A 20094-nucleotide genomic window follows, 5' to 3' on the forward strand; every position below is an offset into this window, starting at 1 on the left:
GTTTCTGAAAAGGTGGTCTACTCGTGCAAAAAGCAGTGATTTATCAACCGATACAAATTAAATATCTAAAAAAGACAAGTGATCTCTTCTCAGAACAGCAATTAGCCGATTCATTCGTGCTGATTTTTCATTTAAAAGGAAATGGCTATATTTCGATCGGAACAAACACCAATCCTCTGCAAAAAAAGACACTTTATGTTTGTCCGCCTAACGAGACCTTTGGCTTTACGCCGGCAGCCGATGGACATATAGATGCCTGTATGATCAGGCTTCAAAGCTATATCAAGGAAACCGGGCAAGATATTTTCACACCGTGCACAGAATCGGAATTAGCCAAACTGAAGCTTATGAATGTTTCACATATCGAAAATCTTGCCGTCCGGCTTCAAGAGCTTGCCGCACTATGGAATGAATCGTCTCAGCTTTCTCAGCTAAAATGTGTAATTGAAGTACAAAGCCTGATTTATGACCTTTTTACTGCCAGTTTATCTGATCAAACGGATACACATTCAGCAATCGAAAAAACAAAACACTATATCGAAACCCATGCCGATACAAAAATCACGCTTGCCCAGCTGTCGCAAATGGCAGGAATCAGTGCCAAACACTACAGTGAAAGCTTTAAAAAATGGACAGGACAGAGCGTAACAGAATTTATTACGAAAACACGAATCACAAAGGCAAAACGGCTCATGGCAAAATCAAACTGCAAATTGAAAGAAATTGCACACCAAACCGGTTATCAAGATGAATTTTATTTCAGCAGAATCTTTAAAAAACATACAGGCTGTTCACCTACAAGCTATATGAAAAAACGCCGAAAGAAAATCGCCGCATACGGAAGGGGCACAATGGGCCATCTCATCCCTCTTCACCACATACCTTTTGCGGCCGCTCTGCATCCGAAATGGACGTCTTACTACTATCAGCATTATTCGACAGATATACCCGTCCAGCTCAGTGCATACCGGTTTAATGAAAAGTGGGAAGAAAACCTGTACACGTTATCACAGGCAGAACCAGATGTGATTGTCAGCATGGATTCTATTTCCCCAGAAGAACAAGATCGCCTGAATCGCATCGCAGAAGTCATGTACCTTCCTTCAGAAGAAAGCTGGAGAACCCACTTTCTGCAAACTGCCTCATTTTTAAAGGAGGAGTCCGAAGCAGAAAAGTGGCTAGCGGATTATGACCAGCAGACAACAGCCGCCAATAAAACACTTCAGCACGTTCAAGGGCTGCGTTTTCTCTTTTTGAGGCTGCATAAGCAAAACTTCTATTTGGCTCATAACCGAAGCGTTCGTGAAGTTTTCTTTGGGGATTTAGGATTCAGCTCGGCAACAACGGCTGACACACCTTCAGAACAAGCGATTTCGTTAGAAAATATCGCAAATTACCAAGCTGACTGTATGATGCTTTTTCTTTTTAAAGAGCCGGAGACCATAGCTTACTACCAGCAATTACAGCAGACAGAAGCATGGCAAAACCTAAGCGCGGTACGGAATAACCGTGTTTATCTTCTATCCCTTGATCCGTGGAATGAATACTCAGCTTGCGGGCACGAACGCATCGTTCAGCAAACTGTTTCTTTATTTTCCGGAGATTGTCCATGATAAATCAGGAATTTGTCCATGGTGTTATATCTGTTCATTCTCTATAATTCCAATTGATAATAGTTATCAATTGAACAGGAGGCTCTATAGATGAAAAAGATATCTCTTACCTTATTAATCTTGCTTCTCGCGCTGACAGCGGCAGCTTGCGGCAGCAAAAATGAATCAACTGCCAGCAAGGCAAGCGGCACAGCATCTGAGAAGAAGAAAATTGAATACCTTGATAAAACATATGAAGTAACTGTACCGACAGACAAAATCGCCATTACGGGAAGCGTTGAATCAATGGAAGACGCGAAATTGCTTGACGTTCATCCGCAAGGCGCAATTTCATTCTCCGGCAAATTCCCTGATATGTTCAAAGACATCACTGATAAAGCCGAACCAACCGGAGAAAAAATGGAGCCAAATATTGAAAAGATTCTTGAAATGAAGCCAGATGTTATCCTAGCTTCAACAAAGTTTCCGGAAAAAACGCTGCAAAAAATCAGCACAGCAGGCACGACGATCCCAGTTTCTCATATCTCTTCAAACTGGAAGGAAAACATGATGCTGCTTGCCCAGTTGACTGGAAAAGAAAAAAAAGCAAAGAAAATTATTGCAGACTATGAACAGGATCTAAAAGAAACAAAAACAAAAATCAACGATAAAGCGAAAGATTCAAAAGCGCTTGTCATCAGAATCAGACAAGGCAACATTTACATTTACCCTGAACAGGTGTATTTCAACTCCACACTATACGGTGATTTAGGCCTTAAGGCGCCGAACGAAGTAAAAGCTGCAAAAGCGCAAGAGCTGATTTCATTAGAAAAATTAAGTGAAATGAACCCGGACCATATTTTCGTCCAATTTTCTGATGATGAAAATGCAGACAAACCTGATGCCTTAAAAGATTTAGAGAAAAATCCAATCTGGAAAAGCCTTAAAGCAGTCAAAGAAGACCATGTGTATGTCAACTCAGTGGACCCTCTCGCACAAGGCGGCACAGCTTGGAGCAAAGTCCGTTTCCTGAAAGCGGCTGCTGAAAAATTGACACAAAACTAATTCAGAGTAGGTTTTTGTATGTATTCAAAACAGTGGACACGTATCATATTGATTACTTCTCCATTTGCTATAACGCTGTCGCTTTTGCTTTCAATCCTTTATGGGGCAAAGCATCTTAGCACAGATATTGTTTTTACATCTCTTATTCATTTCGATCCGGGAAACACAGACCATCAAATTATATGGCACTCCCGGATTCCAAGGGCTGCCGGCGCTCTGCTCATAGGGGCAGCCCTTGCTGTTTCTGGAGCGCTTATGCAGGGCATCACGCGCAATTATTTAGCTTCGCCATCCATTATGGGTGTTTCAGATGGTTCAGCGTTTATCATTACGCTTTGCATGGTTCTGCTCCCGCAATCATCTTCGATTGAAATGATGATATACTCTTTTATCGGCTCAGCGTTAGGAGCGGTGTTAGTATTCGGCCTTGCCGCCATGATGCCAAACGGATTTACCCCCGTGCAGCTCGCCATCATCGGCACAGTCACAAGCATGCTGCTCAGCAGCTTATCAGCGGCCATGTCGATTTATTTTCAAATTTCTCAGGATCTCAGTTTCTGGTACAGTGCCAGACTTCATCAAATGAATCCGGATTTCCTGAAGCTTGCCGCTCCGTTTTTCCTGATTGGCATTATAATGGCCATTTCTCTCAGCAAAAAGGTAACCGCTGTATCATTAGGGGACGACATTTCTAAAAGCCTGGGGCAAAAGAAAAAAACCATTAAAATCATGGCGATGCTTTCCGTCATCATTCTAACCGGCAGTGCCGTAGCGCTGGCCGGAAAAATTGCGTTTGTCGGGTTGGTTGTTCCGCATATCACGAGATTTCTCGTCGGCTCTGATTACAGCAGGCTGATTCCGTGCTCCTGTATTTTGGGCGGAATCTTTTTAACCCTGTGTGATCTCGCAAGCAGATTTATCAACTATCCGTTTGAAACACCGATTGAGGTCGTAACATCCATTATCGGCGTACCTTTCTTCCTTTATTTAATTAAACGAAAAGGAGGGGAGCAAAATGGCTAAAAAATATGCATTGTTCATCGCTTTGATTCTAGTTGTCAGTTATTTCAGCTTAACGAGCGGATCATTTTCTGTTCGTCCTGCTGAGCTGCTCTCCACTCTTTTTCAAATCTACCCGAATCCGCAGTATGAAATTTTGCTGTTCGATTTAAGGCTGCCGCGGGTTGTCATGGCTGCTATTATTGGACTCGGTCTTGGCATTGCAGGCGCTGTTATCCAGGCCATCACGAGAAACGGGCTTGCTGACCCTGGAATTCTCGGAATCAACGCAGGGGCAGGAGCCGGCATTGTAGCGTTTATGCTCTTATTCCAAGGCCAGAAGGAAGTGACATCCATAGCTGCAGCGATGGGAATGCCGCTCTTCGGATTGATAGGCGGGCTCATCGCGGCGATCCTGATTTACATATTTGCATGGCACAGAGGCAATTTAGATTCAGGAAGAATTATTCTGGTAGGGATTGCGATCAATTCAGGATTCAGCGCCCTGTCTTTGTTTTTATCTTTAAAAATGGACCCGCAAGACTATCAAATGGCCATGGTGTGGAAAAACGGAAGCATCTGGTCTGCCAACTGGACGTATATCACAGCCGTACTCCCATGGATGCTGCTGTTTATACCGATTCTTATCGGCAAATCCCGCCTGCTCGACACCATTCGTTTTGATGAAGACACAGTCAGAAGCCTCGGCATTTCATCAAATAAAGAAAAAACCATCCTGCTCGTAGCCTGTGTAGCAATCATCAGCGCCTGTGTCTCCGTAGCGGGAAGCATGGCGTTTGTCGGCTTAATTGCTCCCCATATCTCACGGAGACTGGCTGGCGTCGAACATCGCTATATCCTGCCACTGAGCGGTTTAATCGGGATGCTTCTTGTGATAAGCGCAGACTTTGCCGGAAAACTGTTTTTTCAGCCCGCAGAAGTTCCCGCAGGCATCATTTTGGCGATCCTCGGAGTTCCTTATTTCTTATATCTGCTTTTCAAGCAAAAAAAGGGGGAGAATGCTTGAAAGGATCTCTTTCAGAACACAAAGCCGGCAACAGGAGGTTCACGCTGTACCTCCCTCCTTCCTACAGCACAAACAGCTGGGGATTTCCTGCTGTTTATGTGCAAGATGGCAGTTCTTTGTTTCACGACGAAATTGAATTTTTAGAAAGCATGTTTCAACAGCAAAGGCTCCCTGAACTCGTGCTGATCGGTATCGAACCCAAAAACCGGCTAAATGAATACACACCTTGGCCGGCTGCATCACTCAGTGATCGGTTCACGGACTTCGGCGGAATGGGATATCACTATCTGTCTGATATAACGAACCAGTTCATTCCGCTAATCGAAGAAAACTGGAACGTCACCAGGGAACCGCAGTCAAGAGGAATGATCGGTGCCTCATTAGGCGGGCTCATCTCAATGTTCGCCTTATTAAAATATCCGTCAATGTTCGGGAAAATAGGCTCTATATCAGGTTCATACTGGTACGAGAACGCAGCGGAAACCATTCATATATCTTCTTTAAAGCCTGGCACTGCACGTGTTTTCATGTCTGTCGGGAGTGAAGAAGGCCGTGAAAAACAATCCATTCAGCGAAATATGCTGAAAAAAACAAAGCAAGTTCATCAAAGTCTAAAAGAAAAAGGCTTCACTGAAGACCAGTTGTGTCTTTCAATTGAAAAAGGAGCGGTGCACCACCGCAAGTATTTCTGCAAACAGTTCATCAACGCGCTCGAATGGCTATACGGAAAAAACCGCTCAACCCTATGAGCGGTTTTTTATACTTTCTGCAACATTGGTTTTAATTCAAAACGATTCAGCATATAGCCAAACAAAGCAGCCAATATCTGCTGAAACAGCATGCCAATCACAACAGGAACGGCAACCTGAGACGGGAAGAACGTAACGGCAAGAACTGCGCCGGCACTAATATTCCTCATGCCTCCCGTAAATATAAGAGAGACTATTTCCTCTTGCCGCCTTTTCATCATTTTTCCGATCAGCCAAGCAGCGGCATAACCTGTTAACGCGATAAAGAATACCGTTACAGCTATTCCTGCAAATCTCAAATCAATGGATTTGAAATAAGGAGCAATGGCTGAACTGTTAATCGCAATCACTGCCATCAAGCAAAGCTTTGAAAAAGGCGACAGCGCACTGCTCAAAGACGAAGTTCTTTCTGGAGATGACATCTGATTAAACAGCATGCCCAGAAAAGAAGGAATCACGACCATTACAATCAGACCTTTCATCATTCCCCACACATCCATATGAACCTGAGCGCCGGCCAGCAATGAAAGACTCAGCGGTACGATTAGCGGTGACAGCACAGTATCAATTAAAATAATCGAAAGTGTCAAACCGACATTCCCTTTGTACATCGCTGCCCAAATCAAGCTTGTAATCCCCGTAGGAATTACGACAGCCAACGTTAAACCAGTGATCGTTAAAGGGTCGCCTTTAAAGATAAGATGGCCGCTGCCCCAAGCAAAAAGCGGCATAAAAATATGAAGAACAAATAGTGCAAGAATCATAGGGAGAGGGTGAGATAATGCATGTCTCAAAGATTGAAAGTTCGCGCTTAAACTGCCTGCAAACGTAATAAACGCAAAGATCCAAGGCACTGCGCTTTCATATCCATTTAAAAATTGAGACAGCAGCACACCCAACACCACACTAGTCGGGGTTAAAAGCGGCATCACCCTCCCCAATACACGGTTCAGCTTCTGAAGCATCATATGCAAGTCCCCTATTTTAAATTTCTCTTCTCTCTATTATATCAATGCTGCTTAACCGTATGTTATATAAAAAAGCCCAGATCTCGTTAATCTGGGCTTTCCTATTTTATGCCATCTGTTTCATTAGAGACTTACTCGCTTTATTCAAACCTTTCAACTCGGCTTCAATGCCTTGTTCTTTAAACTTCGCAACAATCTTATCAAGTGCGGCCGCTCCAGAATCGTCCCATACGTGAGCTTCAGTTAAGTCAATCACGACCCGCTCAATATCCTCTTGATAAATAAACGCATTTGCAAGATCCGTCACTGACGCAAAAAAGATTTGCCCCTTCACTTGATACGTTCTAAGCTTTTGATCCTCTGCATGAGAAACGATTTTCAGCTTCGAGATTTTTGCCACAAAGAACACGGCACTTAAAAGAACACCGACAAATACACCCTTAGATAAGTCATCCGTCACAACAACCGTAACCACAGTCACAACCATGACAATCGAGTCCGTGAGCGGCGCTTTTTTGAGACCTTTTAAGGAAGACCAATCAAAAGTGCCGACAGACACCATAACCATTACAGCTACTAACGCCGCCATTGGGATTTTCACCACGACATGACTTAACACCGCAATTAAAAACATCAGAAAAGCACCGGCAACAAATGCTGACAAACGTCCGCGACCGCCCGCTTTTGTATTAATGACAGATTGTCCGATCATAGCGCAGCCTGCCATTCCGCCAAAGAATCCAGTCACGATATTCGCAATTCCCTGTCCGCGGCTCTCTTTATTTTTATCACTGTCCGTATCCGTCATTTCATCAATAATCTGCGCTGTCAGCAAAGATTCAAGCAACCCGACAAACGCTAAAGCAATTGAATAAGGAAAAATAATTTGCAGTGTTTCAAAGGTAAACGGAACATCAGGGATTAAGAAATGAGGCAATGAACTAGAAATATTGCCCATATCACCAACCGTCCGCACATCCACATGGAAAGTGACCGCAATAATTGTCATCACAATAATCGCCACAAGCGGAGACGGAACAGCAGTCGTAAACCTTGGCAGCACATAAATGATAACCAACGACCCGGCAAGCATCGCATACATGCTCCAAGAAGCACCTTCAAACTGGGGAAGCTGCGCAGAGAAAATAAGGATCGCCAGCGCATTCACAAACCCGATCATCACAGAACGCGGGATGAATTTCATTAATCTTGCAATTTTACTGATACCTAAAATCACCTGAATAATGCCTGTCAAAATCGTAGCCGCAAATAAATACTGAAGCCCATGATCAGCAACCAGCGACACCATAACGACTGCCATTGAGCCTGTCGCAGCTGAAATCATGCCAGGTCTGCCGCCAAAAATAGAAATAATAATGGCTATACAAAATGACGCATAAAGACCGACCATCGGATCCACGCCGGCTATAATAGAAAAGCCAATCGCTTCAGGTATTAACGCTAACGCAACTAAAATGCCAGCAAGAATGTCTTTTCGGATATTCCCGAACCATTGCTGTTTTAATGTAAAACTATTATTCAAATATAACGACTCCTTTTTAGTAAAAATTTATCCGCACCATATCTATTGTATTGGGAGCTTTTTTTATTTTACGGGAGAAAATGAAAAGAAAAACGACCGGAGAAAACGGGGAAACGTTGAGTATATTGTATTGAGGCAAGGAGTTGTCATACAAAGAGTATCATAATAAATTTTTATCAATTACGCAAGATGAATGCTGAAGAAAAAAATGGCTCAAATATAGTCTGAGACATTTTATCATATCCGGATGAAACCAAGAATCGTTTTAATGACAGTAATATCTTTTCTCCCATTTGGCAACCCGAGCCGGTTTCCGAACAAACGACAGGCATGCTGCTCGCTGCCAATGGATTGGCGGCTCTATCCTGCCAATCGCAGTCGGATGGAGTCTGGATGAGTCTCCCGTACAACCTGCATTTTGATTATTTATGACTCTCATGTTGATCATGCTGGTGATTGTATTGGGATTCAAAAATATTAGAAAACTTAAAAAGCAGAAGCTTGATAAAATGGATACTGACGAAAGCAAATCGGCACAGATATAAAATAAAAAACCCAGCTCAATGAGCTGGGTTTAAGCTTGCTTGGCGGCGTCCTACTCTCACAGGGGGAAACCCCCGACTACCATCGGCGCTGAAGAGCTTAACTTCCGTGTTCGGTATGGGAACGGGTGTGACCTCTTCGCTATCGCCACCAAACAAATTGAGAGTGTTCTCTCAAAACTAGATAACAGGTGTGACATCATTCAAAATATGGTTAAGTCCTCGATCGATTAGTATCTGTCAGCTCCATGTGTCGCCACACTTCCACCTCAGACCTATCAACCTGATCATCTTTCAGGGATCTTACTTCCTTGCGGAATGGGAAATCTCATCTTGAGGGGGGCTTCATGCTTAGATGCTTTCAGCACTTATCCCGTCCGCACATAGCTACCCAGCGATGCCCTTGGCAGAACAACTGGTACACCAGCGGTGCGTCCATCCCGGTCCTCTCGTACTAAGGACAGCTCCTCTCAAATTTCCTGCGCCCGCGACGGATAGGGACCGAACTGTCTCACGACGTTCTGAACCCAGCTCGCGTACCGCTTTAATGGGCGAACAGCCCAACCCTTGGGACCGACTACAGCCCCAGGATGCGATGAGCCGACATCGAGGTGCCAAACCTCCCCGTCGATGTGGACTCTTGGGGGAGATAAGCCTGTTATCCCCGGGGTAGCTTTTATCCGTTGAGCGATGGCCCTTCCATGCGGAACCACCGGATCACTAAGCCCGACTTTCGTCCCTGCTCGACTTGTAGGTCTCGCAGTCAAGCTCCCTTGTGCCTTTACACTCTGCGAATGATTTCCAACCATTCTGAGGGAACCTTTGGGCGCCTCCGTTACCTTTTAGGAGGCGACCGCCCCAGTCAAACTGCCCACCTGACACTGTCTCCCCGCCCGATAAGGGCGGCGGGTTAGAAGGTCAATACAGCCAGGGTAGTATCCCACCGATGCCTCCACCGAAGCTGGCGCTCCGGTTTCCAAGGCTCCTACCTATCCTGTACAAGCTGTACCAACATTCAATATCAGGCTGCAGTAAAGCTCCACGGGGTCTTTCCGTCCTGTCGCGGGTAACCTGCATCTTCACAGGTACTATAATTTCACCGAGTCTCTCGTTGAGACAGTGCCCAGATCGTTGCGCCTTTCGTGCGGGTCGGAACTTACCCGACAAGGAATTTCGCTACCTTAGGACCGTTATAGTTACGGCCGCCGTTTACTGGGGCTTCAATTCGCACCTTCGCTTACGCTAAGCGCTCCTCTTAACCTTCCAGCACCGGGCAGGCGTCAGCCCCTATACTTCGCCTTACGGCTTCGCAGAGACCTGTGTTTTTGCTAAACAGTCGCCTGGGCCTATTCACTGCGGCTCTCTCGGGCTTGCACCCTAACAGAGCACCCCTTCTCCCGAAGTTACGGGGTCATTTTGCCGAGTTCCTTAACGAGAGTTCTCTCGATCACCTTAGGATTCTCTCCTCGCCTACCTGTGTCGGTTTGCGGTACGGGCACCTCTCACCTCGCTAGAGGCTTTTCTTGGCAGTGTGGAATCAGGAACTTCGCTACTATATTTCGCTCGCCATCACAGCTCAGCCTTATGGGAAACGGATTTGCCTATTTCCCAGCCTAACTGCTTGGACGCGGATATCCAATACCGCGCTTACCCTATCCTCCTGCGTCCCCCCATTGCTCAAATGGTGAGGAGGTGGTACAGGAATATCAACCTGTTGTCCATCGCCTACGCCTTTCGGCCTCGGCTTAGGTCCCGACTAACCCTGAGCGGACGAGCCTTCCTCAGGAAACCTTAGGCATTCGGTGGAGGGGATTCTCACCCCTCTTTCGCTACTCATACCGGCATTCTCACTTCTAAGCGCTCCACCAGTCCTTCCGGTCTGGCTTCACAGCCCTTAGAACGCTCTCCTACCACTGTTCGAAGAACAGTCCGCAGCTTCGGTGATACGTTTAGCCCCGGTACATTTTCGGCGCAGAGTCACTCGACCAGTGAGCTATTACGCACTCTTTAAATGGTGGCTGCTTCTAAGCCAACATCCTGGTTGTCTAAGCAACTCCACATCCTTTTCCACTTAACGTATACTTTGGGACCTTAGCTGGCGGTCTGGGCTGTTTCCCTTTCGACTACGGATCTTATCACTCGCAGTCTGACTCCCAAGGATAAGTCATTGGCATTCGGAGTTTGACTGAATTCGGTAACCCGGTAGGGGCCCCTAGTCCAATCAGTGCTCTACCTCCAAGACTCTTACCTTGAGGCTAGCCCTAAAGCTATTTCGGAGAGAACCAGCTATCTCCAGGTTCGATTGGCATTTCACCCCTACCCACACCTCATCCCCGCACTTTTCAACGTGCGTGGGTTCGGGCCTCCATTCAGTGTTACCTGAACTTCACCCTGGACATGGGTAGATCACCTGGTTTCGGGTCTACGACCACGTACTCATGCGCCCTATTCAGACTCGCTTTCGCTGCGGCTCCGCATCTTCTGCTTAACCTTGCACGGGATCGTAACTCGCCGGTTCATTCTACAAAAGGCACGCCATCACCCGTTAACGGGCTCTGACTACTTGTAGGCACACGGTTTCAGGATCTCTTTCACTCCCCTTCCGGGGTGCTTTTCACCTTTCCCTCACGGTACTGGTTCACTATCGGTCACTAGGGAGTATTTAGCCTTGGGAGATGGTCCTCCCGGATTCCGACGGAATTTCACGTGTTCCGCCGTACTCAGGATCCACTCAGGAGAGAACGAAGTTTTGACTACAGGGCTGTTACCTCCTATGGCGGGCCTTTCCAGACCTCTTCATCTACCTCGTTCTTTTGTAACTCCGTACAGAGTGTCCTACAACCCCAAGAGGCAAGCCTCTTGGTTTGGGCTAATCCCGTTTCGCTCGCCGCTACTCAGGGAATCGCATTTGCTTTCTCTTCCTCCGGGTACTTAGATGTTTCAGTTCCCCGGGTCTGCCTTCTCATATCCTATGAATTCAGATATGGATACCACTCCATTACGAGTGGTGGGTTTCCCCATTCGGAAATCTCCGGATCAAAGCTTGCTTACAGCTCCCCGAAGCATATCGGTGTTCGTCCCGTCCTTCATCGGCTCCTAGTGCCAAGGCATCCACCGTGCGCCCTTTCTAACTTAACCGTTAAAAAGAATCACTATGTGATATCTTGTATTACTAATTGAATGTGATGTCTACTGTTATCTAGTTTTCAAAGAACACGTTTCGAAGGAATGATCCTTCAAAACTAAACAAGACAGGGAACGTTCTGTTTATAAGACCCAAGGTCTTATATTCCGTATAATATCCTTAGAAAGGAGGTGATCCAGCCGCACCTTCCGATACGGCTACCTTGTTACGACTTCACCCCAATCATCTGTCCCACCTTCGGCGGCTGGCTCCTAAAAGGTTACCTCACCGACTTCGGGTGTTACAAACTCTCGTGGTGTGACGGGCGGTGTGTACAAGGCCCGGGAACGTATTCACCGCGGCATGCTGATCCGCGATTACTAGCGATTCCAGCTTCACGCAGTCGAGTTGCAGACTGCGATCCGAACTGAGAACAGATTTGTGGGATTGGCTTAACCTCGCGGTTTCGCTGCCCTTTGTTCTGTCCATTGTAGCACGTGTGTAGCCCAGGTCATAAGGGGCATGATGATTTGACGTCATCCCCACCTTCCTCCGGTTTGTCACCGGCAGTCACCTTAGAGTGCCCAACTGAATGCTGGCAACTAAGATCAAGGGTTGCGCTCGTTGCGGGACTTAACCCAACATCTCACGACACGAGCTGACGACAACCATGCACCACCTGTCACTCTGCCCCCGAAGGGGACGTCCTATCTCTAGGATTGTCAGAGGATGTCAAGACCTGGTAAGGTTCTTCGCGTTGCTTCGAATTAAACCACATGCTCCACCGCTTGTGCGGGCCCCCGTCAATTCCTTTGAGTTTCAGTCTTGCGACCGTACTCCCCAGGCGGAGTGCTTAATGCGTTAGCTGCAGCACTAAGGGGCGGAAACCCCCTAACACTTAGCACTCATCGTTTACGGCGTGGACTACCAGGGTATCTAATCCTGTTCGCTCCCCACGCTTTCGCTCCTCAGCGTCAGTTACAGACCAGAGAGTCGCCTTCGCCACTGGTGTTCCTCCACATCTCTACGCATTTCACCGCTACACGTGGAATTCCACTCTCCTCTTCTGCACTCAAGTTCCCCAGTTTCCAATGACCCTCCCCGGTTGAGCCGGGGGCTTTCACATCAGACTTAAGAAACCGCCTGCGAGCCCTTTACGCCCAATAATTCCGGACAACGCTTGCCACCTACGTATTACCGCGGCTGCTGGCACGTAGTTAGCCGTGGCTTTCTGGTTAGGTACCGTCAAGGTACCGCCCTATTCGAACGGTACTTGTTCTTCCCTAACAACAGAGCTTTACGATCCGAAAACCTTCATCACTCACGCGGCGTTGCTCCGTCAGACTTTCGTCCATTGCGGAAGATTCCCTACTGCTGCCTCCCGTAGGAGTCTGGGCCGTGTCTCAGTCCCAGTGTGGCCGATCACCCTCTCAGGTCGGCTACGCATCGTCGCCTTGGTGAGCCGTTACCTCACCAACTAGCTAATGCGCCGCGGGTCCATCTGTAAGTGGTAGCCGAAGCCACCTTTTATGTTTGAACCATGCGGTTCAAACAACCATCCGGTATTAGCCCCGGTTTCCCGGAGTTATCCCAGTCTTACAGGCAGGTTACCCACGTGTTACTCACCCGTCCGCCGCTAACATCAGGGAGCAAGCTCCCATCTGTCCGCTCGACTTGCATGTATTAGGCACGCCGCCAGCGTTCGTCCTGAGCCAGGATCAAACTCTCCGATAAAGTAGTTTGACTGACTACGCACATCGCTGTGCGATTTTTAAAAACTGAATTAACAGGTACGTTTTGTCTTGTTTAGTTTTCAAAGATCATTTTGTTTGTCCGCTTTGTTAAAGCAACTTTATTAGTATACAACGTCACTTCTTCAAAGTCAACAACTTTTTTAAAAAATTACACTAACGTGCAATTGCTTGGCGGCCTCCTACTCTCACAGGGGGAAACCCCCGACTACCATCGGCGCTGAAGAGCTTAACTTCCGTGTTCGGTATGGGAACGGGTGTGACCTCTTCGCTATCGCCACCAAACAAATTGAGAGTGTTCTCTCAAAACTAGATAACAGGTGTGACATCATTCAAAATATGGTTAAGTCCTCGATCGATTAGTATCTGTCAGCTCCATGTGTCGCCACACTTCCACCTCAGACCTATCAACCTGATCATCTTTCAGGGATCTTACTTCCTTGCGGAATGGGAAATCTCATCTTGAGGGGGGCTTCATGCTTAGATGCTTTCAGCACTTATCCCGTCCGCACATAGCTACCCAGCGATGCCCTTGGCAGAACAACTGGTACACCAGCGGTGCGTCCATCCCGGTCCTCTCGTACTAAGGACAGCTCCTCTCAAATTTCCTGCGCCCGCGACGGATAGGGACCGAACTGTCTCACGACGTTCTGAACCCAGCTCGCGTACCGCTTTAATGGGCGAACAGCCCAACCCTTGGGACCGACTACAGCCCCAGGATGCGATGAGCCGACATCGAGGTGCCAAACCTCCCCGTCGATGTGGACTCTTGGGGGAGATAAGCCTGTTATCCCCGGGGTAGCTTTTATCCGTTGAGCGATGGCCCTTCCATGCGGAACCACCGGATCACTAAGCCCGACTTTCGTCCCTGCTCGACTTGTAGGTCTCGCAGTCAAGCTCCCTTGTGCCTTTACACTCTGCGAATGATTTCCAACCATTCTGAGGGAACCTTTGGGCGCCTCCGTTACCTTTTAGGAGGCGACCGCCCCAGTCAAACTGCCCACCTGACACTGTCTCCCCGCCCGATAAGGGCGGCGGGTTAGAAGGTCAATACAGCCAGGGTAGTATCCCACCGATGCCTCCACCGAAGCTGGCGCTCCGGTTTCCAAGGCTCCTACCTATCCTGTACAAGCTGTACCAACATTCAATATCAGGCTGCAGTAAAGCTCCACGGGGTCTTTCCGTCCTGTCGCGGGTAACCTGCATCTTCACAGGTACTATAATTTCACCGAGTCTCTCGTTGAGACAGTGCCCAGATCGTTGCGCCTTTCGTGCGGGTCGGAACTTACCCGACAAGGAATTTCGCTACCTTAGGACCGTTATAGTTACGGCCGCCGTTTACTGGGGCTTCAATTCGCACCTTCGCTTACGCTAAGCGCTCCTCTTAACCTTCCAGCACCGGGCAGGCGTCAGCCCCTATACTTCGCCTTACGGCTTCGCAGAGACCTGTGTTTTTGCTAAACAGTCGCCTGGGCCTATTCACTGCGGCTCTCTCGGGCTTGCACCCTAACAGAGCACCCCTTCTCCCGAAGTTACGGGGTCATTTTGCCGAGTTCCTTAACGAGAGTTCTCTCGATCACCTTAGGATTCTCTCCTCGCCTACCTGTGTCGGTTTGCGGTACGGGCACCTCTCACCTCGCTAGAGGCTTTTCTTGGCAGTGTGGAATCAGGAACTTCGCTACTATATTTCGCTCGCCATCACAGCTCAGCCTTATGGGAAACGGATTTGCCTATTTCCCAGCCTAACTGCTTGGACGCGGATATCCAATACCGCGCTTACCCTATCCTCCTGCGTCCCCCCATTGCTCAAATGGTGAGGAGGTGGTACAGGAATATCAACCTGTTGTCCATCGCCTACGCCTTTCGGCCTCGGCTTAGGTCCCGACTAACCCTGAGCGGACGAGCCTTCCTCAGGAAACCTTAGGCATTCGGTGGAGGGGATTCTCACCCCTCTTTCGCTACTCATACCGGCATTCTCACTTCTAAGCGCTCCACCAGTCCTTCCGGTCTGGCTTCACAGCCCTTAGAACGCTCTCCTACCACTGTTCGAAGAACAGTCCGCAGCTTCGGTGATACGTTTAGCCCCGGTACATTTTCGGCGCAGAGTCACTCGACCAGTGAGCTATTACGCACTCTTTAAATGGTGGCTGCTTCTAAGCCAACATCCTGGTTGTCTAAGCAACTCCACATCCTTTTCCACTTAACGTATACTTTGGGACCTTAGCTGGCGGTCTGGGCTGTTTCCCTTTCGACTACGGATCTTATCACTCGCAGTCTGACTCCCAAGGATAAGTCATTGGCATTCGGAGTTTGACTGAATTCGGTAACCCGGTAGGGGCCCCTAGTCCAATCAGTGCTCTACCTCCAAGACTCTTACCTTGAGGCTAGCCCTAAAGCTATTTCGGAGAGAACCAGCTATCTCCAGGTTCGATTGGCATTTCACCCCTACCCACACCTCATCCCCGCACTTTTCAACGTGCGTGGGTTCGGGCCTCCATTCAGTGTTACCTGAACTTCACCCTGGACATGGGTAGATCACCTGGTTTCGGGTCTACGACCACGTACTCATGCGCCCTATTCAGACTCGCTTTCGCTGCGGCTCCGCATCTTCTGCTTAACCTTGCACGGGATCGTAACTCGCCGGTTCATTCTACAAAAGGCACGCCATCACCCGTTAACGGGCTCTGACTACTTGTAGGCACACGGTTTCAGGATCTCTTTCACTCCCCTTCCGGGGTGCTTTTCACCTTTCCCTCACGGTACTGGTTCACTATCGGTCACTAGGGAGTATTTAGCCTTGGGAGATGGTCCTCCCGGATTCCGACGGAATTTCACGTGTTCCGCCGTACTCAGGATCCACTCAGGAGAGAACGAAGTTTTGACTACAGGGCTGTTACCTCCTATGGCGGGCCTTTCCAGACCTCTTCATCTACCTCGTTCTTTTGTAACTCCGTACAGAGTGTCCTACAACCCCAAGAGGCAAGCCTCTTGGTTTGGGCTAATCCCGTTTCGCTCGCCGCTACTCAGGGAATCGCATTTGCTTTCTCTTCCTCCGGGTACTTAGATGTTTCAGTTCCCCGGGTCTGCCTTCTCATATCCTATGAATTCAGATATGGATACCACTCCATTACGAGTGGTGGGTTTCCCCATTCGGAAATCTCCGGATCAAAGCTTGCTTACAGCTCCCCGAAGCATATCGGTGTTCGTCCCGTCCTTCATCGGCTCCTAGTGCCAAGGCATCCACCGTGCGCCCTTTCTAACTTAACCGTTAAAAAGAATCACTATGTGATATCTTGTATTACTAATTGAATGTGATGTCTACTGTTATCTAGTTTTCAAAGAACACGTTTCGAAGGAATGATCCTTCAAAACTAAACAAGACAGGGAACGTTCTGTTTATAAGACCCAAGGTCTTATATTCCGTATAATATCCTTAGAAAGGAGGTGATCCAGCCGCACCTTCCGATACGGCTACCTTGTTACGACTTCACCCCAATCATCTGTCCCACCTTCGGCGGCTGGCTCCTAAAAGGTTACCTCACCGACTTCGGGTGTTACAAACTCTCGTGGTGTGACGGGCGGTGTGTACAAGGCCCGGGAACGTATTCACCGCGGCATGCTGATCCGCGATTACTAGCGATTCCAGCTTCACGCAGTCGAGTTGCAGACTGCGATCCGAACTGAGAACAGATTTGTGGGATTGGCTTAACCTCGCGGTTTCGCTGCCCTTTGTTCTGTCCATTGTAGCACGTGTGTAGCCCAGGTCATAAGGGGCATGATGATTTGACGTCATCCCCACCTTCCTCCGGTTTGTCACCGGCAGTCACCTTAGAGTGCCCAACTGAATGCTGGCAACTAAGATCAAGGGTTGCGCTCGTTGCGGGACTTAACCCAACATCTCACGACACGAGCTGACGACAACCATGCACCACCTGTCACTCTGCCCCCGAAGGGGACGTCCTATCTCTAGGATTGTCAGAGGATGTCAAGACCTGGTAAGGTTCTTCGCGTTGCTTCGAATTAAACCACATGCTCCACCGCTTGTGCGGGCCCCCGTCAATTCCTTTGAGTTTCAGTCTTGCGACCGTACTCCCCAGGCGGAGTGCTTAATGCGTTAGCTGCAGCACTAAGGGGCGGAAACCCCCTAACACTTAGCACTCATCGTTTACGGCGTGGACTACCAGGGTATCTAATCCTGTTCGCTCCCCACGCTTTCGCTCCTCAGCGTCAGTTACAGACCAGAGAGTCGCCTTCGCCACTGGTGTTCCTCCACATCTCTACGCATTTCACCGCTACACGTGGAATTCCACTCTCCTCTTCTGCACTCAAGTTCCCCAGTTTCCAATGACCCTCCCCGGTTGAGCCGGGGGCTTTCACATCAGACTTAAGAAACCGCCTGCGAGCCCTTTACGCCCAATAATTCCGGACAACGCTTGCCACCTACGTATTACCGCGGCTGCTGGCACGTAGTTAGCCGTGGCTTTCTGGTTAGGTACCGTCAAGGTACCGCCCTATTCGAACGGTACTTGTTCTTCCCTAACAACAGAGCTTTACGATCCGAAAACCTTCATCACTCACGCGGCGTTGCTCCGTCAGACTTTCGTCCATTGCGGAAGATTCCCTACTGCTGCCTCCCGTAGGAGTCTGGGCCGTGTCTCAGTCCCAGTGTGGCCGATCACCCTCTCAGGTCGGCTACGCATCGTTGCCTTGGTGAGCCGTTACCTCACCAACTAGCTAATGCGCCGCGGGTCCATCTGTAAGTGGTAGCCGAAGCCACCTTTTATGTTTGAACCATGCGGTTCAAACAACCATCCGGTATTAGCCCCGGTTTCCCGGAGTTATCCCAGTCTTACAGGCAGGTTACCCACGTGTTACTCACCCGTCCGCCGCTAACATCAGGGAGCAAGCTCCCATCTGTCCGCTCGACTTGCATGTATTAGGCACGCCGCCAGCGTTCGTCCTGAGCCAGGATCAAACTCTCCGATAAAGTAGTTTGACTGACTACGCACATCGCTGTGCGATTTTTAAAAACTGAATTAACAGGTACGTTTTGTCTTGTTTAGTTTTCAAAGATCATTTTGTTTGTCCGCTTTGTTAAAGCAACTTTATTAGTATACAACGTCACTTCTTCAAAGTCAACAACTTTTTTTAAAAAACTTTTGGTGGAGCCTAGCGGGATCGAACCGCTGACCTCCTGCGTGCAAAGCAGGCGCTCTCCCAGCTGAGCTAAGGCCCCATAAAAAATGGTCGGGAAGACAGGATTCGAACCTGCGACCCCATGGTCCCAAACCATGTGCTCTACCAAGCTGAGCTACTTCCCGATTCCCTATCTATTCTATTAAAAGATATGGCGCGCCCGAGAGGAGTCGAACCCCTAACCTTTTGATCCGTAGTCAAACGCTCTATCCAATTGAGCTACGGGCGCAATTCAATTTACAATATCCCGTTGGGATAAATGGAGCGGAAGACGGGATTCGAACCCGCGACCCCCACCTTGGCAAGGTGGTGTTCTACCACTGAACTACTTCCGCATATCGCAATAAAAAAAGCTTTCTCCTTATGAGAAACCTTGGTAATAATACATTTAATAAAGCTTCCAAGCGGGCTCGAACCGCTGACCTCTTCCTTACCATGGAAGAGCATCTTGAAAGTTTAAATCCGGTTTCTTAGGACAAAGGTAATTATAGCAGGGTTTTGATAAATGTCAATACGGTTTAGACAAATTTAGAAAGGTGGCGAATAATCGTGTTTGCCACCTTTCTGCCACCCTGGGTGGCGGACACCTGAAATTAACCCCGTACAAATAATTCATTAAATGAGTGCAAAATAAAAAACCATCTATTATAAGATGGTTTTCATTTAACAACTTTCAAGGTTCTTGGTAATCCTTCTTCCCAAGTTACATATTCTTTTCTTCTTAATGCATCCAAAAGGCCTTTTACTGAGCTTGTTGATTTCAAACTTAATTCTTTCATTAGTTCTCTATATGATGGAGGAAACCCCTTATCCTTTATATGTTTTTCAATTGCCTTCAACGCTTCTAATTGTCTCTCTGTGATTTTACGCATAATTCCTGACCCCTCTTTTAGTAGTTGCAGGAGAAACAGCAAGGATATTTTCGATAGTAAACGTCTTTGTTTGTCGGCTGGTGAAACAATAAGCTCGAATGTAACTCTGATTAATTTGCCGAACAATAATTGATCTCTTTGTGATAAGGCCGTCATTTCTCATATAAATCATATCTAATGCGGTTTTCTCAGTTAATGAACGTTTTAAAATCGATTCCATGCTTTCCTCCTCCTTCTTTACCATTATTTTATACGAACGTTAGTTCTATTTCAAATTGAAAAGCGAATGTTTGTTCTGGTATTATTTACTTAAGGAGTGATGAACATGTTTGAAGTAATTTATGATAAGCGGTGGGAACAAAAATTTATTCTGCCCGAACATAGAGAAGCATTATTACATAGAAAGATCGAAACCAAAAAAATCGAGAAGCCTGTTCTCGATGAATACCAGCTCGAAGAAATGGCGCGGGTTATTTCTGAAGCAATGGAGTTCAATTCTGCACTAAACATAAGCTATTACAGAAGTGGCTTCATTGAAGAGGTAATCGGACATGTTCATTACATAAATGAAATTAAACAACAGTTACATGTGAAGGATTTAAAAGGGGATACTAATATTATCGCGTTCGACTCACTAACATCTGTTAAAACAGAATAACCCTCTCA

At 47.6% G+C, this 20094-nt stretch carries 10 protein-coding genes, 4 tRNA genes, 6 rRNA genes and 1 pseudogene; 7 read left to right on the forward strand and 14 right to left on the reverse strand.

All coding sequences use genetic code 11. The features are described 5' to 3' along the window. The first annotated feature begins 23 nt into the window (after nt 1-23). From btr to NYE22_RS21235, 5 genes are all read left to right on the forward strand, one after another. Complete coding sequence (btr, locus tag NYE22_RS21215; RefSeq protein WP_342412127.1) at nt 24-1613, forward strand: bacillibactin transport transcriptional regulator Btr; 1590 nt, start codon at nt 24-26, stop codon at nt 1611-1613. Between the two features lie 90 nt (nt 1614-1703). After that, nucleotides 1704-2657 carry an iron ABC transporter substrate-binding protein FeuA gene (feuA, locus tag NYE22_RS21220; protein WP_014475620.1) on the forward strand — a complete coding sequence of 318 codons (954 nt, stop codon included), beginning with the start codon at nt 1704-1706 and terminating at the stop codon, nt 2655-2657. Between the two features lie 18 nt (nt 2658-2675). Continuing rightward, nucleotides 2676-3680, forward strand: coding sequence for an iron ABC transporter permease (locus tag NYE22_RS21225; protein ID WP_163117710.1), 1005 nt, complete (start codon nt 2676-2678; stop codon nt 3678-3680). Beyond that, a complete protein-coding gene (gene feuC / locus NYE22_RS21230) occupies nt 3673-4683 on the forward strand; it encodes an iron ABC transporter permease FeuC (protein WP_029726921.1) in 1011 nt (336 codons plus the stop codon). The genes NYE22_RS21225 and feuC overlap by 8 nt, the downstream gene beginning before the upstream one ends. Continuing rightward, nucleotides 4680-5432 (forward strand): alpha/beta hydrolase, encoded by a 753-nt coding sequence (locus NYE22_RS21235; RefSeq protein ID WP_342412128.1) that lies wholly within the window; start codon nt 4680-4682, stop codon nt 5430-5432. Before feuC ends, NYE22_RS21235 begins: the two co-directional genes overlap by 4 nt. Nucleotides 5433-5440: 8 nt before the next feature. Here NYE22_RS21235 and NYE22_RS21240 read toward each other — a convergent pair whose 3' ends face one another. Further along, on the reverse strand, nt 5441-6361 hold the full coding sequence (locus tag NYE22_RS21240; protein ID WP_342412795.1) for a bile acid:sodium symporter family protein: 921 nt from the start codon (nt 6359-6361) through the stop codon (nt 5441-5443). A 145-nt stretch (nt 6362-6506) separates the two neighbouring features. Continuing rightward, a complete protein-coding gene (locus tag NYE22_RS21245) occupies nt 6507-7943 on the reverse strand; it encodes a SulP family inorganic anion transporter (protein ID WP_080528835.1) in 1437 nt (478 codons plus the stop codon). Between the two features lie 312 nt (nt 7944-8255). On the opposite strand from NYE22_RS21245, the pseudogene NYE22_RS21250 reads away from it, so the two are divergent. Beyond that, nucleotides 8256-8488, forward strand: a pseudogene (locus NYE22_RS21250) (MFS transporter); the annotation flags it as partial. A gap of 37 nt (nt 8489-8525) precedes the next feature. On the opposite strand, the gene rrf (NYE22_RS21255) reads toward NYE22_RS21250, so the two are convergent. The 12 genes from rrf (NYE22_RS21255) to NYE22_RS21310 form a co-directional block, all read right to left on the reverse strand. Further along, nucleotides 8526-8641 (reverse strand): 5S ribosomal RNA (gene rrf / locus NYE22_RS21255). Between the two features lie 54 nt (nt 8642-8695). After that, a 23S ribosomal RNA gene (locus tag NYE22_RS21260) occupies nt 8696-11623 on the reverse strand. Nucleotides 11624-11793: 170 nt separating this feature from the next. Next, nucleotides 11794-13343 (reverse strand): 16S ribosomal RNA (locus NYE22_RS21265). A 186-nt stretch (nt 13344-13529) separates the two neighbouring features. Further along, nucleotides 13530-13645: ribosomal RNA gene (gene rrf, locus NYE22_RS21270) — 5S ribosomal RNA — on the reverse strand. A 54-nt stretch (nt 13646-13699) separates the two neighbouring features. Then, nucleotides 13700-16627 (reverse strand): 23S ribosomal RNA (locus NYE22_RS21275). Nucleotides 16628-16797: 170 nt separating this feature from the next. Beyond that, nucleotides 16798-18347 (reverse strand): 16S ribosomal RNA (locus NYE22_RS21280). The 16S, 23S and 5S rRNA genes sit together here with 4 tRNA genes alongside, the layout of an rRNA operon. 173 nt (nt 18348-18520) lie before the next feature. Continuing rightward, nucleotides 18521-18596 (reverse strand) — tRNA-Ala (locus NYE22_RS21285). 8 nt (nt 18597-18604) lie between these two features. Further along, a tRNA-Pro gene (locus NYE22_RS21290) sits at nt 18605-18681 on the reverse strand. Nucleotides 18682-18708: 27 nt separating this feature from the next. Then, nucleotides 18709-18785: transfer RNA gene (locus NYE22_RS21295), tRNA-Arg, on the reverse strand. Nucleotides 18786-18816: 31 nt separating this feature from the next. Continuing rightward, nucleotides 18817-18891 (reverse strand) — tRNA-Gly (locus NYE22_RS21300). Nucleotides 18892-19215: 324 nt separating this feature from the next. Then, nucleotides 19216-19428, reverse strand: coding sequence for a transcriptional regulator (locus tag NYE22_RS21305; RefSeq protein ID WP_087961652.1), 213 nt, complete (start codon nt 19426-19428; stop codon nt 19216-19218). Beyond that, nucleotides 19421-19648: a hypothetical protein gene (locus NYE22_RS21310; RefSeq protein WP_213391337.1), complete on the reverse strand. Its 228-nt coding sequence runs from the start codon at nt 19646-19648 to the stop codon at nt 19421-19423. Before NYE22_RS21310 ends, NYE22_RS21305 begins: the two co-directional genes overlap by 8 nt. A 105-nt stretch (nt 19649-19753) precedes the next feature. Here NYE22_RS21310 and NYE22_RS21315 point away from each other — a divergent pair, with 105 nt between their 5' ends. Further along, entirely contained in the window at nt 19754-20086 is a 333-nt protein-coding gene (locus NYE22_RS21315; RefSeq protein WP_213391339.1) for a YolD-like family protein, read from the forward strand. The last annotated feature ends 8 nt before the right edge of the window (nt 20087-20094 follow it).

The sequence above is a fragment of the Bacillus sp. FSL K6-1560 genome, from assembly GCF_038592935.1.
In the GTDB taxonomy this organism is placed as follows: domain Bacteria; phylum Bacillota; class Bacilli; order Bacillales; family Bacillaceae; genus Bacillus; species Bacillus subtilis.

Bases quoted from the DNA above. Each gene is read 5' to 3' on its own strand.
- NYE22_RS21240 (WP_342412795.1), bottom strand. From the start codon at position 6,361: ATGCCGCTTTTAACCCCGACTAGTGTGGTGTTGGGTGTGCTGCTGTCT.
- feuA (WP_014475620.1), top strand. From the start codon at position 1,704: ATGAAAAAGATATCTCTTACCTTATTAATCTTGCTTCTCGCGCTGACA.
- NYE22_RS21315 (WP_213391339.1), top strand. From the start codon at position 19,754: ATGTTTGAAGTAATTTATGATAAGCGGTGGGAACAAAAATTTATTCTG.
- feuC (WP_029726921.1), top strand. From the start codon at position 3,673: ATGGCTAAAAAATATGCATTGTTCATCGCTTTGATTCTAGTTGTCAGT.
- NYE22_RS21310 (WP_213391337.1), bottom strand. From the start codon at position 19,648: ATGGAATCGATTTTAAAACGTTCATTAACTGAGAAAACCGCATTAGAT.
- NYE22_RS21225 (WP_163117710.1), top strand. From the start codon at position 2,676: ATGTATTCAAAACAGTGGACACGTATCATATTGATTACTTCTCCATTT.
- NYE22_RS21305 (WP_087961652.1), bottom strand. From the start codon at position 19,428: ATGCGTAAAATCACAGAGAGACAATTAGAAGCGTTGAAGGCAATTGAA.